The organism is Amycolatopsis sp. CA-161197 (assembly GCF_050942255.1).
Classification (GTDB): Bacteria; Actinomycetota; Actinomycetes; order Mycobacteriales; family Pseudonocardiaceae; genus Amycolatopsis.
In genome coordinates this window covers 8210418-8227485 of the sequence record NZ_CP192059.1, presented here as the reverse complement: position 1 = coordinate 8227485, position 17068 = coordinate 8210418, and the positions used below count along the sequence as shown (strand labels likewise).

The window sequence follows — 17068 nt, the reverse complement described above, 5'->3', positions numbered from 1 at the left end:
CTAAAGCGGACCTTGGTGCCGCTTCGAGCGCGCTGGTGCAGGGGCTCTTAGGGGTGGGTCCGGCCGCGCTCGCGCTTCTATCGTCGGCCTGTCCGGCGTTACGTGACGGGGAAGGAACGAGGACACGTGGGCAACTCCGAAGAAAAACTGGTCGGTGCGCTCCGAGCCTCGGTGAAGGAAACCGAGCGGCTGCGCGAGAAGAACCGCCGGCTCACCGAGGCCGCGCGCGAGCCGATCGCGATCATCGGCATGGCCTGCCGCCTCCCGGGTGGCGCGAACACCCCCGAGCAGCTGTGGCGGCTGCTGGCCGGCGGCGTCGACGCCATCGGTGAGTTCCCGACCAACCGCGGCTGGGACCTCGAGCGCCTCTACGACCCCAGCGGTGAACGCCCCGGCTCCAGCTACGTGCGCGAAGGCGGCTTCCTCCACGACGCACTGGACTTCGACGCCGACCTCTTCGGCATCAGCCCCCGCGAGGCCCTGCTGATGGACCCGCAGCAGCGGTTGCTGCTCGAGACGTCGTGGGAGGCCTTCGAACGCGCCGGCATCGCGCCGCACTCGGTGAAGGGCAGCGCCACAGGTGTCTTCGCCGGCACGATGTACCACAACTACCAGGGCAGCTACGGCTCGTCGGGCGTGATCTCCGGGCGGCTCGCCTACACCTTCGGGCTCGAAGGACCCGCGGTCACGATCGACACCGCGTGCTCGTCCTCGCTCGTCGCACTGCACCTGGCGGTTCAGGCCCTGCGCAGCGGCGAGTGCTCGCTCGCGCTGGCCGGCGGCGTGTCGGTGATGTCGACGCCGCGCACCTTCGTGGAGTTCTCCCTCGACGGCACGCTCGCCCGCAGCGCGCGCTGCCGCACGTTCGCCGACTCCGCCGACGGCACCGGCTGGTCCGAGGGCTGCGGCATGCTGCTCGTCGAGAAGCTCTCCGACGCGCGCCGCAACGGTCACCCCGTGCTCGCCGTCGTGCGCGGCACCGCGATCAACCAGGACGGCGCCTCCAACGGCATGACCGCGCCCAACGGCCCAGCCCAGCAGCGCGTGATCCGCCAGGCCCTGGCCAACGCCCGGGTGACGCCCGACGAGGTCGACGTGGTCGAGGCGCACGGCACGGCCACCAAGCTCGGTGACCCGATCGAGGCGCAGGCCCTGTTGGCGACGTACGGCCAGGACCGTGCCGAGCCGCTGTGGCTGGGGTCGATCAAGTCGAACGTCGGGCACACGCAGGCCGCCTCCGGCGTCGCCGGCGTGCTGAAGCTGGTGCTGGCGCTCAACAACGGCGTGCTGCCGAAGACGCTGCACGTCGACAAACCGACCCGGCACGTCGACTGGGGCGCCGGGAACGTCGAGCTGCTGACCGAGTCGCGCCCGTGGGCACGAGGGGACCGGCCGCGCCGCGGTGCGGTGTCGTGCTTCGGGCTCAGCGGCACCAACGCGCACGTGATCCTGGAGGAAGCTCCGGAGCCCGAGGCGACGGAGCCGGCGCGGGACGACGCGGCGGTCCCGTTCGTGCTGTCCGGGCGGACGCCGCAGTCGCTGCGGGACCAGGCCGCGCGGCTGGCGGAGCACCTCGTGGAGAACCCCGCGCCGCCGCTCGACGTGGCGCGCACGCTGGCCGTCGGCCGGACGCACCTCGACCACCGCGCCGCCGTGACCGGGCACACGCAGGACGAGCTGCTGGCGGCGTTGACCGCGCTGGCGAACGGCGAGCCCGGTGGCGTCAGCGGTCTGGCGCGCGGTGAGGCGACGCTCGGATTCCTGTTCTCCGGTCAGGGTTCGCAGCGTGTCGGCATGGGCACTGAGCTGGCGGCGAAGTTCCCCGTCTTCGCCGAGGCTTACGCCGCCGCGTGCGGCGAGCTGGACCGGCACCTGGACCGGCCGATCCGCGAGGTCGTGGCCGGTGACGCCGAGACGCTGGCACAGACGGGGTATACGCAGGCCGCGTTGTTCGCGTTCGAGGTGGCGTTGTTCCGGCTGGTCGAGTCGTGGGGTCTGGCGCCGTACGCGGTGTGCGGGCACTCGATCGGCGAGCTGGCGGCCGCGCACTGCGCCGGGGTGTTCTCGCTGGCCGACGCGGCGAAGCTCGTCGCCGCACGGGGCAAGCTGATGCAGGCGCTGCCCGCCGGCGGCGCGATGGTGGCGATCGAAGGCACGGCCGAGGAAGTCGCGGAACACGATCCCGAAGGGACGGTCGACGTCGCCGCCGTGAACGGGCCGAGGTCCGTGGTCATCTCCGGTGCCGAAGACGCCGTGCTGGCCGTGGCGGAGAAGTTCGCCGGGCGCCGGACCACGAAGCTGAAGGTGTCGCACGCGTTCCACTCGCGGCTGATGGACCCGATGCTGGCCGAGTTCCGCGCGGTGGCGCAGAGCATCACCTACACCGAGCCGACGTTGTCGGTCGTCTCCAGCGTCACCGGCGGCGAGGTGTTCACCGAGCTGACCGATCCCGAGTACTGGGTCCGCAACGTGCGCCGGCCGGTGCGGTTCGCCGACGCCGTGCGGGCGCTCTCGGCCGAGGACGTGAACCGGTTCCTGGAGCTGGGCCCGGACGCGCCGCTGACTGCCGTCGTGCCGCAGTCCTCTTCGGACGGTTCGGTCGCCGTCGCCGCGCAGCGCCGGGAGATCGCCGAGGACGTCGCCCTGGTCACGGCACTCGCGACTCTGCACGTCCGTGGGATCTCGCCCGACTGGGCCGCGCACTTCACCGCCCGCGGTGCTGCCCGCGCCTACCTGCCCACCTACGTCTTCCAGCACCAGCGCTACTGGCTGGAGGTCTCGTCCGACTCCGGTGACGTGACGTCGATGGGTCTCGACCCGGTCGACCACCCGCTGCTCGGCGCGGCGACGCTGCTCGCCGACGCCGAGGGCCTGGTGCTGTCCGGCCGGATCTCCGCGACCACGCACCCGTGGCTGAACGACCACGTCGTCGGCGGTGCGATCCTGTTGCCCGGCACGGCCTTCGTGGAGCTCGCGGTGCGCGCGGGCGACGAGGTCGGCTGCGGTCGCGTCCGCGACCTCACGTTGCACGCGCCGCTCGTTCTGCCGGAGAAGGGTGCCGCGCGGATCCAGCTCCGGGTCGGCTCGCCCGCCGCGGACGGCACGCGGCCGATCAGTGTCCACTCGCGCCCCGACGACCTGTCCACGGCGAGCGCGTGGACCCGTCACGCCGACGGCACGCTCGCCCCGGCTTCTGCGGCCACCGCGTTCGACCTCAGCGCGTGGCCGCCCGTCGGCGCCGAGGCGATCGACCTCGACGGCATGTACGACCTGCTCGCCGAACACGGCATGGCCTACGGCCCGGTCTTCCGCGGCCTGCGGGCCGCGTGGCGCAGCGGCGACGACGTGTTCGCCGAGGTCGCGCTGCCCGAGCAGGACCGCATGAGCGCGGAGGTGTTCGGCCTGCACCCTGCGGCGTTCGACGCGACCCTGCACGCCGTGGGCCTCAGCAGCGCTGCCGGTGAGGGCACGACGCTGCCCTACGCGTGGTCCGATGTGGAGCTTCACGCGGCCGGCGCGTCCTCGCTGCGCGTGCAGGTCCACCCGACGGGCGAGCAGACCGTGGAGCTCCGGCTCGCGGACACCAGCGGTGCGCCGGTCGCCCGCGTCGGTGGCCTGACACTGCGCCGGATCAGCGAGGAGCAGCTCGCCGCCGCGCGATCGACGCCGAGCAGCACCGACTCGCTGTACTCGCTCGACTGGGTCCCGACGACACTGCCGGACGCGGGCACCACCGACTACGCCGTGTACGAAGCCGGCACCGGCAACGACGCCGAAAGTGCGCGGGCGGCTGTCCACAATGCACTGAGGGAGCTGCAATCGGTCGAGGGCAAGCTGGTCGTCGTGACCCGCGGTGACCTGGCCGGTGCGGCCGTCGCCGGTCTCGTCCGCTCGGCGCAGGTGGAGAACCCCGGCCGGATCGTGCTGGTGGAAGGCGAGTCCACCCCCGACCAGCTCGCCGCGATCGCGGTCGCCGACGAGACGGCCGTGCGTGTCTCCGGCGACGACGTGCGCGTGCCGCGGCTGGCCCGCGCGGTGCCGGAGCCGGGCGAGCCCGTGGACTGGTCCGCCGGAACGGTGCTGCTCACCGGCGGCACGGGTGCGCTGGGCCGGATCGTCGCGACGCACCTGGCCCGGCGGGGCGCGAAGAAGCTCCTGCTGGTCAGCCGCCGCGGCAAGAAGGCGCCGGGTGTAGCCGAGCTGGTCGCGCAGCTGGCCGAGCTGGGGGCCGAGGCCACCGTGGCCGCGTGCGACCTCGCCAACGCCGCCGTCGTGAAGCGGCTGCTGAAGAAGCACCCGATCCACGCCGTGGTCCACGCGGCCGGCGTCCTCGACGACGGGATGCTGCCTTCGCTCACGCCCGAGCGCATCGACGGCGTCTTCGACCCCAAGGCGCTGGCCGCGTGGCACCTGCACGAGCTGGCCGGCGACGTCGCCGCGTTCGTCACGTTCTCCTCGGCGGCCGGCGTGCTCGGCGCGCCCGGTCAGGCCAACTACGCCGCCGCCAACGCCTTCCTCGACGCCCTCGCCACCCACCGCCGCGCCGAGGGCAAGCCGGCGCACTCGCTGGCCTGGGGCATGTGGGAGTCGGCCGCGGGTATGGCCGGCGAGACCCACGGCAAGCGCGGCCTCGGCGCGTTCACGGCGGAGGAGGGCCTCGCGCTCTTCGACGCGGCCGTCGGCTCGGCCGGCGACGTGTTCGTGCCGATCAAGCTCGACCTGCCCGCGTGGCGCGAGGCGGGCGGCGTGCCCGACCTGCTGCGCGGCCTCGTCCCGGCGGCGCGGCGCACGGTCTCCGACCGCGAGGCGGGCGCGGACTCGTTGCTGGGCAAGCTGATCCGGCTCCCGGCCGACAAACGGCTCGACCACCTGCGTGAGCTGGTCATCGCCCACGCAGCCGCGGTGCTCGGGCACGGTTCGGCCGACGTCGTCGACGCCGACCGCGCGTTCAAGGACCTCGGGTTCGACTCGCTCACCGCGGTCGAGCTGCGCAACACGCTCAACGAAGCCACGGGCCTGAGCCTCACGGCCACGCTCGTCTTCGACTACCCGACCGCCGGTGACCTGGCGGCGCACCTGCACGAATCGCTGCTCGGCGACCTCGGCGACGCCACCGAGCCCGAGCAGACCGTGGTCGCCCTCGGCGCCGACGAGCCGATCGCCATCGTGGGCATGGCCTGCCGCTTCCCCGGCGGCGTCCGCACACCCGAGGAGTTCTGGCAGCTCGTCGTGAACGGGGGCGACGGCGCGTCCCGCTTCCCCGAGGACCGCGCGTGGGACCTCGACTACTGGCTCGGGCTGTCGGCGGCCGCGGGCAAGGAACCCAACGGCGGGTTCGTCACCGACGCCACCGACTTCGACGCCGGCTTCTTCGGCATCAGCCCCAACGAAGCCGTGATGATGGACCCGCAGCAGCGCATGCTGCTCGAGACCGTGTGGGAGGCGTGCGAGTCGGCGGGCATCAACCCGTTGTCGCTCAAGGGAACCGACACCGGCGTGTTCGCCGGCGTGATGCAGTCGGACTACGACCCGGGCCCGCTGGGCACGCTCGCGCACAACGGCCTGTTCCGCGGCTCCGGCGCGCTCGGCAGCGTGGTCTCCGGTCGCGTCGCCTACACCTACGGGCTGGAGGGCCCGGCCGTCTCGGTCGACACCGCGTGCTCGTCTTCGCTGGTCGCCCTGCACCTCGCGATCCAGGCCCTGCGCCAGGGCGACTGCTCGCTCGCCCTCGCGGGCGGGGTGTCCGCGCTCGTCTCGCCGGAACCGTTCGTGCACTTCGACAACAGCGGCACGGCGTCCGACGGGCGCACCAAGGCGTTCTCGGCCGCGGCCGACGGCGTGGGCTGGGCCGAAGGCGTGGGCCTGCTCGTGGTCGAGCGCCTCGCCGACGCGCAGCGCAACGGCCACGAGGTCCTCGCGGTGGTCCGCTCGAGCGCGGTCAACCAGGACGGCGCGTCCAACGGGCTCACCGCGCCCAACGGGCCTTCGCAGGAGCGCGTGATCCGCCGCGCGCTCAAGCTCGCGGGGCTGACCGGCGCGGACGTCGACGTCGTCGAGGGCCACGGAACCGGCACCACGCTGGGCGACCCGATCGAGGCCAACGCGCTGCTCGCCACCTACGGCCGCGAGCGCTCGGCCGACGACCCGCTGTGGCTCGGCTCGGTGAAGTCGAACATCGGGCACACGCAGGCCGCCGCGGGTGCGGCCGGGGTCATCAAGATGATCCTGGCGATGCGCCACGGCGAGCTGCCGATGACGCGGCACGGCGGCGACCCGTCGCCGCACGTCGACTGGTCGCCGGGCACCGTGCGGCTGCTCGCCGAGACGATCCCGTGGCCCGAGCGCGACCGTCCGCGCCGCGCCGCCGTCTCGGCCTTCGGGTACAGCGGCACCAACGCGCACGTGATCGTGGAGCAGGCGCCGCCCGTCGCCGCGCCAGAACCGGTGCGGGCGCCGGGTGAGCGTGGCACGGCCCTTCCGCCGTGGCTGCTCACGGCCCGTACGCGGGAAGCTCTGCCGCTGCAGGCCGCCGCGGTGCTGACGCACCTCGAGGAGCACCCGGACCTGGACTCGCTCGACGTCGGGTTCTCGCTGGCCGTGCGCGAACCGATGCTGTCCTACCGCGCGGCGGTGGCCGGCGACGACCGGGCCGAACTGGTGGCGGGCCTCACCGCGCTGGCCGCGGGGGAGGACTCGCCGGCCGTCGTGCGCGGCACCGCCCGCGGTGGGGTGACCGCGTTCCTCTTCCCGGGACAGGGCACGCAACGGCCAGGCATGGGTCGTGAGCTGTGCGCCGCGTTCCCGGTGTTCGAGCACGCCTTCAACCAGGCGAGTGTGCTGTTCGACGACCACCTGGGCCGCTCACTGCGCGAGGTGATGTTCGCCGACGAGGGCTCGGTCGACGCGCAGCTGCTCGACCGCACGGCGTTCACGCAGGCCGCCCTGTTCACCATGCAGGTGGCGCTCTACCGGCTCGTCGAGTCGTGGGGCCTGCGGCCAGGGGTATTGCTGGGCCACTCCGTGGGCGAGATCGCCGCCGCGCACGTGGCCGGGGTGCTGTCGCTCAAGGATGCGGCGAAGCTCGTCGCGCATCGCGGGCAGCTCATGCAGGAACTCGCCGGCGGTGCGGTGTTCGCGGTCGAAGCCGACGAAGCCGAGGTCACGCCGCTGCTCACCCCGGCGTGCGGGATCGCCGCGATCAACGGCCCTCGCTCACTCGTCGTGTCCGGTGCCGAGCCCGACGTGCTGGCCATCGCCGAGCACTTCCAGGCCGAAGGCCGCCGCACCAAACGGCTCGCGATCAGCCAGGCCATCCACTCGCCGTTGCTCGACGAGATCCTCGACGAGCTGCGCGAGATCGCCGAAGAGCTCACCTACGAGCCCGCCCGGTTGCCGATTGTGTCCACGGTAGACGGTGTGGTGGTGGACCCGGAGCGCTGGTGCGACCCGGAGTACTGGGTGGCGAACTGCCGTCAGTCGGTGCGGTTCCTCGACGGTGTGCGAGCCCTGGAGGACTTCGGCGCCGCGCGGTACGTGGAGCTGGGCACCGACGGCACGCTCGCCGCGATGACCCAGACGTGTCTCGCCGGTGACCCGCGTGACGTCGTGGTGATCCCGTTGCGCGCCAAGGCCCAGGGCGAGCTCCGGGGTGCGCAGCTGGCCGCCGGCCGGTTCTTCGCGCACGGCCTCGGTCTCGCGCCCGCCAAGCTGTTCCGCGGTGCCGAGCAGGTGCCGCTGCCGTCGTACGCCTTCTGCCGCACGCGTTTCTGGCCCGAGGTGGACATGGAGGCCCTCCACGCCACCGGCGACCTCGTCACCACGGGGCTCGACGCGACAGAGCACCCGCTCGTGGCCGCGTCGCTCACGGTGGCCGGTTCCGCGCAGGTGGTGCTGACCGGCCAGGTGTCGGTGCACACGCACCCGTGGCTGGCCGACCACACCGTCGGTGGCGTGATTCTGTTCCCGGGCGCGGCTTTCGTCGAGCTGGCCGTGCGGGCCGGTGACGAGGCTGGCTGCCCGCGGATCGACGAGCTCACTCTGGAAGCGCCGCTCGTGCTGCCGGAGCTGGGCAAGGTGCGCTTGCAGGTGGTCGTGGACGAGCCGGACGGCTCGGGTCGCCGCACCGTGTCGGTGTTCTCGCAGGCCGATGCCGCCGAGCCGTGGGTTCGGCACGCCGCCGGGGTGCTCGCGCCGGACGCGGGGGCGGAGCCCGCGGGGCTGTCCGTCTGGCCGCCTGCGGGGGCGGAACCCGTTGACCTGGACGGGTTCTACGAAGGTTTCGCGGCCGTGGGCCTCGGTTACGGGCCGGCGTTCCAGGGGCTGACGGCCGCCTGGGTGTCGGGTGCCGAGGTCTTCGCGGAGGTCGAGCTGGACGACCCGGCCGCCGAGCGGTTCGGGTTGCACCCGGCCGCGCTCGACGCGTCGCTGCACGCCATCGGGCTCGCCGAGACCGTGACGGTCGAGGGCGGGCTGCCGTTCGCGTGGACCGGCGTGCGGCTGCACGCGGTGGGCGCGAGCCGGCTGCGCGTGCGGATCACGCCGCTGGGCGCGGACTCCGTGGCGATCGAGCTGGCCGACCAGACCGGGCGTCCGGTCGCGTCGGTCGAGTCGCTGGTGCTGCGGACCGCCGCCGGTGGTGCGGTGGCCACCCGGGCGCCCGAGTCGCTGTTCGGCTGGGCTTGGCTGCCCGTGCCGGCGACCGGTACAGCAGTGCCCGCGCTGTTCCCGAGTCTCGACGCGGTCCTCGCCGCCGGCCCGGTGCCGGACGTCGTGGTGCTCGATCGCCGCACGCCGGCTGAGATCGGTGACGCGTTGGAGGACGTGCAGAACTGGCTTGCCCAGAAGGAGTTCTCGGCGGCCACGCTGGTCGTGCTCACGAGCGGCGCGGTGGCGCGCGACGGCGAGGACGTGACGGATCTCGCCGGGGCCGCGCTGTGGGGCCTGGTGCGCGTGGCGCAGTCGGAGAATCCGGGCCGGTTCGTGCTCGTCGACTCCGACGAGGCTTCACTGGCGCTGCTGCCGGGTCTGCCGGACTCCGGGGAGCCGCAGTTCGTGCTCCGCTCCGGCGTCGCGTATGCCGGACGGCTCACGCGACCGACACCGTCGGCCGAGCCCGTGACCGCGTTCGGTCCCGACGGGACGACGCTCGTCACCGGGGCCACCGGGGCGATCGGCTCACGGCTCGTGCGGCACCTGGTGACCGAGCACGGCGTGCGGCGACTGGTCCTGGTCAGCCGGCGCGGTTCGGCTCCCGGCCTGGTCGACGAGCTGACTTCGTCGGGCGCATCGGTGACCGTCGCGGCCTGCGACGCGGCGGACGAAGCCGCGCTCGCCGAGGTGCTGGCCGCGATCCCGGCCGAGCACCCCTTGACCGCGGTGGTGCACCTGGCCGCGGTGGTCGACGACGCCACCCTGCCGTCGCTGACCCGCGAGCGGCTCTCGGCGGTGCTGCGGCCGAAGGCCGACGCGGCGCTGAACCTGCACCGCCTCACCGAAGGCCTCGAGCTGTCGGCGTTCGTGCTCTTCTCCTCCGTCGCCGGGCTGCTCGGCAACGCGGGCCAGGGCAGCTACGCCGCGGCCAACACGTTCCTCGACGGCCTCGCCGCGCACCGGCGGTTCCGCGGGCTGCCCGCGCAGTCGCTCGCGTGGGGCCTGTGGGAGGACGCGGGGCTGTCCGAGAGCGACCGGGACCGGTTGGTGCGCAACGGGATCTCGCCGCTGTCCGCAGAGGAAGGAATGGCGCTGTTCGACGCCGCCGTGGCGCGGCCGGAGGCGCTGCTCGTGCCGATGAAGGTGCTGGCCGGCGACACCGAGGACGTGCCGCCGGTGTTCCGCGCGCTTGTCACGCCTTCGCGGCGCACGGCGTCGCGGGCCGCGGGCGACGCGGGAGGCCTGAAGCAGCGGCTGGCCTCGCTCGAACCGCTGCAGCGTGAACGGGCCGTACTGGACCTGATCCTGGACCGGACGGCGGCGCTGCTCGGCTACGCCGGCGGCACGGCGATCGACGCGTCGCGCCACTTCCTGGAGTCGGGCCTCGACTCGCTGACGGCCGTCGAGCTGCGCAACGGCCTCAACGACGACACCGGCCTCGGCCTGCCGGCCACGGTGGTGTTCGACCACCAGACCCCGGCCGGCCTGGCCACACACCTGCTGTCCGAATGGGACACGACAGTAGCGGCTCCGGCGGAAGACGATTCCCTGCAGGAACTCTTCGCCGACGCGGTGCGCGCCGGCCGGGTGCAGGACGGGCTGAGCATGCTGGGCGCAGTCGCGAACCTGCGTTCCGCGTTCACCTCACCCGCCGACGTCGACCGGCTGCCCGCGCCGGTGCGGCTCAAGGAGGGTTCGGCCGACCCGCAGCTGTTCTGCTTCGCGACCCCGGTCGCGACGGGCGGGGTGTACCAGTACGCGAAGCTCGCCGCCGGGTTCCCCGGTGACCACGAGCTGCACGCGGTGCCGATGCCGGGCTTCCTGCCCGGGGAGGCGCTGCCATCGACCCCGGAGGCGATCGTCGAGGTCCTCGCGGAAAGCCTGCGCAAGGCGGCGGGCGACCGTCCGTTCGCGCTGCTGGGCTACTCGTCGGCGGGCATCCTCGTCCACGCCGTCGCGGAAGCCCTGGAACGCACCGGCACCCCGGCCGCCGGCGCCGTCCTGCTGGACACCTACGTGATCCACGACGGCGCCGGTGAAGACGTCCGCGCCAGCGAGGAGGCCGCCGCGGACCTCGCGAAGGGCATGCTGCGCCACGAATCGCAGTACGGCTCCTTCGACCGCACGAAGCTCACGGCGATGGCCCGCTACATGGACTTGCTGCCGCGGATCACGGTCACGGACCTCGCCACCCCGTCGTTGCTCGTGCGGCCCACGGACCCGTTCGACCCGGCCGCCACGACGTGGCGCACCACCTGGTCCCACGCGGGCACCACCCGCACCGTCCCGGGCCACCACTTCACCCTCATCGACACCGACGCCCCCACCACCGCCCGCGCCGTCTCGGCCTGGCTCACCGACCTCGCCTGACCCCTGCTCACCGCACCCCAATGCGGCGTTGGTGGCGCTCAACGCACCGAACGCCGCATGGGGGCGCTCCGGGCCGGGCGAGCGGGTCAGTGGGACTCGGCGAAGCCGGACACGCCGGCGACGACGTGGTCGAGGCCGGCTTGGAGGAACGCCTCTGCCTCGGGTTGCGTCGCCGGGTACTGGCCGTCCGCGACGAGGCCGGCCAGGTGTGTCGAGCCGAGGCGGTCGAGGTGGGGCAGCAGGTGATCCCGCACGGCGGTTGCCTCCCCGGGACCGGCCGGGGACGCGAGCCGCGCGGCGGCGGCGTGGGCGAAGCCCGCCACCATGGTGACGCAACCGAGCAGATGTCCTTTGTGGACACCGGCGCGGGTCAGGGCCGCCAGGAGGAGCTCCGTCCACGCCAGGCGGTTCGGGGTGATCGCGTCGCCGCTGCGCGGCAGGTCCAGCAGCCACGGGCGGGTCAGCAGCCGGTCGACGACGGCACGGGCCCAGGCCCGCACGTCGGCGCGCCAGTCGTCGGACGCGACCAGGGCCGGCGGCGGCGGGCCCCAGCCCGCGTCGGCGAGCAGCACCGTCAGCTCCTCTTTCGAGCTGACGTAGCGGTACAGCGCGTTGGTCGTCACGCCGATCTCGTGCGCGATGTTCGGCAGGGAGGCGCCCGCGGCGCCCTCGGCGTCGGCGAGCTCCACGGCCGCCGCGACGATCTGTTCGACGGTGTGCGCGGGCCGCGGTCCGCGGCGTGGCGGCGGAGCGCCGCCCCAGGCGAGCGTGAGCCCCGGGGGCCGTTCGGGTGTCGTGTCCCTGTCCAGCATGGTCCGCATCTTCCCTGGCGAGTACTCCGGCAGTAAACTGTGAGAGTCTTGCACTGATTCGGGCGGAGGGCGAGCGGACGTGATCGAGACCAAGCCGGTGGCTTCGGCCATCGGCAGGCTCCTGTGGCCGGAGCGCACGAAGGTCACCGAGCTGGACCGCAAGCTCGCGGTCACGCGGATCGAGCACGCACGCGATGAAGGGCAGTACGACGAAGCCGAGGCGGCGCAACGGATCGCCCGGGTCGAATCGGCCGGCGACTACGCCGCGCTGACCGCCGGCGTGGCCGGCCGCGCGGAGGCTGCGGTGCCGGCGATCCTGCAGGCCGCCCCCCGGGTCGGTGCGGCCGTGTGGGCGGTGGCGAGTGTGGTCAACGTGCTCGTCTACCTCATCCTCGGCCTGGTCAGCGGCCACTGGGACGGGCCGTGGCCGATCTGGCCCGTGCTCGGCGGCGGCCTGATCGTGCTCGGCCTGTGGTCGACCCGTGAGCGCGACCGCCGGATGCGCCTCGCCGGCGACTGACGCGCAACCCCTGACCTGGTGAAAAGGGTCCTGGGTTCCCCTTGGCCAACTGGTCCGCTAAACTGTGCAAGCCATACACAGTTCAACGATCGGGGGCCGAGATGGCCGAAACGACAGACAGTTCGACGGCCGGGGGGCGCACCACCGCTTTGAAGGTGGTGACGATCGTGTGGCTCGTGGCCACGGCGATCCACCTGCTGATCTGGGTGATCATGTGTTCCGTCACGCTGAGCCTGAACCACTCGCCGTTCTGGATCTGGCCGCTCCTCGGCGGCGCCGTGATCGTGGTGCCCTGGTGGCTCGCGGTCCGCGGCCGCGCGAAGGAGAGGGTCGCCCGGTCATGACGACGATGACGGCCACCGGGTCGCCCGTCCGGCTCGACTCCGTGAAAAAGACCTATGGGCGTGGAGAGAACGAGGTCGTCGCGCTCGCCGGCGTCAGCGTCGACTTCCCGCGCGGCAGCTTCACCGCGGTGATGGGCCCGTCGGGGTCCGGCAAGAGCACGCTGCTGCACTGCGCGGCGGGCCTCGACCGGCCCGACTCGGGCAGCGTCACGCTCGTCGGCGCCGACCTCAAGGGCAAGAGCGAGACCCAGCTGACGGAGCTGCGGCGCGAGCACGTGGCGTTCGTGTTCCAGTCGTTCAACCTCATGCCGGCGCTCAACGTCGAGGAGAACATCACGCTGCCGATGCTGCTCGCCGGGCGTGAGCCCGACCGGGCGTGGATCGCGCAGGTCGTGGAGCGGGTCGGTCTCACGCACCGCGTGAAGCACCGCCCCGGTGAGCTTTCCGGCGGCCAGCAGCAGCGCGTGGCGATCGCCCGCGCACTCGCCGGCCGGTCGGAGGTGACGTTCGCCGACGAGCCGACCGGCGCCCTCGACACGAGCACCGCGCTCGAGGTCCTCGGCCTGCTGCGCGAGCTCGCCGACGCCGGCCAGACCATCGTGATGGTCACGCACGACCCGGTCGCGGCTTCGTTCGCCGACACCGTGCTGTTCCTTGTGGACGGTCAGATCGTGACGCGCATGACCGCCCCGGCCGTCGAGGCCGTGGCCGGCGAGCTGGCGCGCCTCGGCGCCCAGGCCAAGCTGGCGAGGGGGCGGCAGTGAGCCCGCGGCGCGTGGTGCTCCGGATGGCGCTGGCCAGCCTGCGGTTCCGCGCCGCCGCCTCGCTGGCGACGTTCGTCGCGATCCTCGTCGGCTGCTCGCTGCTCATCGCGTGCGGCGGCCTGTTCGAAACCGCGCTGACGCTCGACGCGCAGCCCCAGCGGCTCGCCGCGGCGCCCGTGGTGGTCGGCGGTTCGGCCGGGTTCAAGCTGCCCGACGAAGAGTCGCAGGTCGTGCCCTACAGCGAACGCGCCGGCGTGCCCGCGGACCAGCTCGCGAAGCTGGCGGGTGTGCAGGGCGTGCGCCAGGTCGTGCCCGACGTCTCGTTCCCGGCGGTGGTCGTGACCGCGGCCGGGCCGCAGGCGGGCGGCGACACGCTCGCCGGGCACGGGTGGGAGTCGGCCGCGCTGGCGCCTTACACGCTGGTGCACGGCACGCCGCCGCAGAACGCCGGGCAGGTCGTGCTGGACGAGGCGTCCGCCGCCGGGGTCCAGGTCGGTGGCCAGGTGGCCATCGCCGTGGACGGCGCGCAGCCGCGCGACTTCGTCGTGACGGGCATCGCGCACTCCGACGTTTCGGGGCCCGCGCTGTTCTTCTCGGCCGGCGACGTGCAGCAGTTCGCCACGCACCCGGGCACCGTCGACCTCGCCGGCGTCTTCCCGGCGCCCGGCGTCGACGCCGACGACCTGGCCGGCCGCCTCGCCGAGCAGGTGCCGGGCCTGACCGTGCTGACCGGAGCCGACCGCGGTTCCGCGGAATTCCCGGGCATCGAGGCCGCGCAGCTGCCGCTGATCCTGCTCGCCGGGGTCTTCGGCGGCATGGTGCTGGTCGTGATGGCGCTCGTGGTGTCGGCGACGATCAGCCTCACCGTGCGCCAGCGCCAACAGGAGCTCGCGCTGCTGCGGGCCACGGGTGCGACGCCGAGACAGGTGCACCGCATGGTGCTCTCGGAGACGATGGTGGTTGCCGTGCTGGCCGCGATCGCGGGCGTGTTCCTCGGCCGGTTCGTCGGCACGCGGATCTTCGCGATCACCACCGAGGACGGCGTGCTGCCGCCGCAGCTGGAGTTCAGCCAGGGGATCATCGCGTTCGCGGGTGGTCTGCTGCTGGCGCTCGGGATCTCGTTCGCCGCCGCGTGGTTCGCCGCGCTGCCGGCCGCGCGCTCGCGTCCGCTGCAGGCGCTCGCCGAGGCGTCGATCCCGTCGGCGAAGGTCAACGACGTGCGCAAGTTCGGCGCGAAGATCTTCGCCGGGTTCACGGTCGTCCTGGCCGTCGCGACGCTGTTCCTGCCCGTGGACATCGCCTCGGCCGCGTGCGGTCCGGCCGTGCTGACCGGTTCGATCGCCGTCGCGCTCATCGGCCCGGAGCTGATGGCCTACGTCGCCACGCGCTTCGGCCCGCTGATCCGGCGGGTCGGCGGCCGCGACGCGACGCTGGCCGTGATCAACTCGCGCACGCGCGCCGTGGCGTTCGCCGCGGTGCTCACGCCGATCACGCTGGCGACGGCGGTCGCGCTGGGCAATGTGTACGCGGAAACCACGCAGCAGCACGCGATCGTCGGCGCGTATGCCGAGCAGCTGCAGGCCGACGCGGTGGTGGACAGCGGCACCGGCGCGGTCTCGCCCGAGCTGATCCGCGCCGTGCAGCAGGTGCCGGGCGTGGGCACGGTTTCGCCACTCGTCACGAGCCAGGGCTGGATCGAGGAACCCTACGACGGCAACGGCAGCGACCCGGGCCGGCTGCTCGGCGTCGACGCGGGTGACACCAGCGTGCTCGCCACGCCCGTCACCTCGGGGACGCTGCGCGACCTCACCGGCGACACCGTGGCGCTGCCCGAGGACATCGCCGACGACCTGGACCTCAAGCTCGGCGACACCATCACGATGCGCCTCGGTGACGGGGGCCAGGCGCACGTGCGGATCGTCGCGCTGCTCGACAGCCCTTCGGGCTACCCGAGCATCGTGCTGCCGGCGGCTTTGCTCGCCCAGCACACCACGTCCGGCGTCGCGAGCCGGCTGCTGGTGCGCGCGGCGGACGGGCAGGACGCGTCGGCGGTCGTCTCGGCCGTCACCGCGGCGACGCACAACTGGCCCGGGGTCGTGGTCGGCGACTCGGACACGCTGACGGAGAGCTTCGCCGCCAGCGCCGACGTCGAGGCGATGATCCACTACCTGCTGGCCGTGCTGGCCATCGCGTACGCGGCCATCGCGGCCGTGAACACCCTTGCGGTGGCGGTGCTTTCGCGGCGGCGGGAGTTCGGCGTGCAGCGGCTGGCGGGCGCGGGGCGGCGTCAGGTCCGGTCGATGCTCATGATCGAGGGCGGGATCCTGGCGGTGCTCGGGATCGTGCTCGGCACGGTGATCTCGTTGTTCACCATGGTGCCCATGGCGATCTCGTCGGGGACCATCGTGCCGGTCGGGCCGATCTGGGTGTTCTTCGCGGTGATCGCGGCGGTGTTCGTGATCGTGTGGCCCGTCACCGCGCTTTCGGCCCGGCTGGCCATGCGCCGCAGCCCGATCGAGGCGGTGACGCTGCCCGGGCAGTGAGCTTTTCTAGGGGTACGCGGGCCGGTTCCGGGTGGCTAGTCTCGAATTCGACTATCCGCACCGGGCCGGCCCGGTTTCCCCTTTCTGGAGTGGATTTCCATGCGAGTACTCCTGGCCGTGCCGTCGTCGCCCGCTCGTCTGCGCACGCTCGTCCCGCTCGCGTGGGCGCTGCGCACCGCCGGCCACGACGTGAAGATCGCCGGACGGCCCTCGTTCGTCGAGGAGATCCTCGCCACCGGCTGCGTCGCCGTGGACCTCGAAGAGGGCGACGGGGAAACGCTGGCCGAATCGGTCGCGCTGGTCGAGTTCGCCAAGCTCTGGCGGCCCGAGGTCGTGGTCTCCGACGCGCTGGCACCCGCCGGCACGGCCGCCGCGCGCGCGGTCGAGGCCGTGGCGGTTCGGCTGCTCGGCGCCGGTGACGAACCGGCCGCTTCCGACGCCGACGCCACGTTCGACGTCGTGCCGCCTTCATTGCGGGACAACGGTTCGGGCGTGCGTGCCGTGCGGCACGTGCCGCACTTCGGCCCCGTGGTCGTGCCGAACTGGTTGCGCCGCAAGGCCCGGCGGGCCCGGATCCTGCTTTCCCTCGACGACACCTCGCTGTTCGGCCCGGTCTTCGACGCCGTGGCCACTGTGGACGCCGAGCTGCTGTGCGCGGCGCGCGCCGACACGTTCGGCCCGGGGACCACGGTGCCTGCCAACGTGAAGCTCGTCGACGTCGCCCCGCCCGCCGCCGTGCTGCCCACGTGCGCCGCGGTCGTCCACGACGGCGACCCCGCCCTCGCGCTCGCGGCGGTGGCGCACGGCCTGCCGCAGCTTTCCTTGGCCGGCAACGATTTCGCGGCCCGGGTGGCCGAAGCCGGTGCCGGGTTCGTCGGCGCCGTCGAGCACGTCGCCGACGTGGTGGCCGACGGCGGGGTGCGGGCCAAAGCCGTGGCGCTGCGCGAGGAAATCGCCGCGCTGCCGGCCCCGCACGCTGTGCTGGCCGAGCTGACGCGGTGATTGTGGGGCCGCCCGGCCCCGTTAGGGGTGGGGCGGCCACCAGGGCCTCGGTAGCGTTTTCGAC

Annotated in this window: 6 protein-coding genes and 1 pseudogene; 6 read left to right on the top strand and 1 reads right to left on the bottom strand. The window is 73.3% G+C overall.

Annotated elements, in window-relative coordinates; translation table 11 throughout:
- Positions 1-126: 126 nt before the first annotated feature.
- Positions 127-11019, top strand: a pseudogene (locus tag ACQPXB_RS38805) (SDR family NAD(P)-dependent oxidoreductase); the annotation flags it as partial.
- Between the two features lie 86 nt (positions 11020-11105).
- Here the strand turns inward: ACQPXB_RS38805 and ACQPXB_RS38800 are convergent.
- Positions 11106-11831 carry a TetR/AcrR family transcriptional regulator gene (locus tag ACQPXB_RS38800; RefSeq protein ID WP_432846663.1) on the bottom strand — a complete coding sequence of 242 codons (726 nt, stop codon included), beginning with the start codon at positions 11829-11831 and terminating at the stop codon, positions 11106-11108.
- A gap of 79 nt (positions 11832-11910) precedes the next feature.
- Here ACQPXB_RS38800 and ACQPXB_RS38795 point away from each other — a divergent pair, with 79 nt between their 5' ends.
- The 5 genes from ACQPXB_RS38795 (at position 11911) to ACQPXB_RS38775 (ending at position 17004) form a co-directional block, all read left to right on the top strand.
- Positions 11911-12351, top strand: coding sequence for a hypothetical protein (locus tag ACQPXB_RS38795; RefSeq protein WP_432846662.1), 441 nt, complete (start codon positions 11911-11913; stop codon positions 12349-12351).
- Positions 12352-12452: 101 nt separating this feature from the next.
- Positions 12453-12695, top strand: coding sequence for a hypothetical protein (locus tag ACQPXB_RS38790; protein ID WP_432846660.1), 243 nt, complete (start codon positions 12453-12455; stop codon positions 12693-12695).
- 5 nt (positions 12696-12700) lie between these two features.
- A complete protein-coding gene (locus tag ACQPXB_RS38785) occupies positions 12701-13459 on the top strand; it encodes an ABC transporter ATP-binding protein (protein ID WP_366584223.1) in 759 nt (252 codons plus the stop codon).
- Entirely contained in the window at positions 13456-16002 is a 2547-nt protein-coding gene (locus tag ACQPXB_RS38780) for an ABC transporter permease (RefSeq protein WP_432846658.1), read from the top strand. The genes ACQPXB_RS38785 and ACQPXB_RS38780 overlap by 4 nt, the downstream gene beginning before the upstream one ends.
- 99 nt (positions 16003-16101) lie before the next feature.
- The gene (locus ACQPXB_RS38775; RefSeq protein WP_432846656.1) at positions 16102-17004 is read left to right on the top strand and encodes a nucleotide disphospho-sugar-binding domain-containing protein; all 903 of its coding nucleotides are present in this window, start codon (positions 16102-16104) and stop codon (positions 17002-17004) included.
- Positions 17005-17068: the final 64 nt, after the last annotated feature.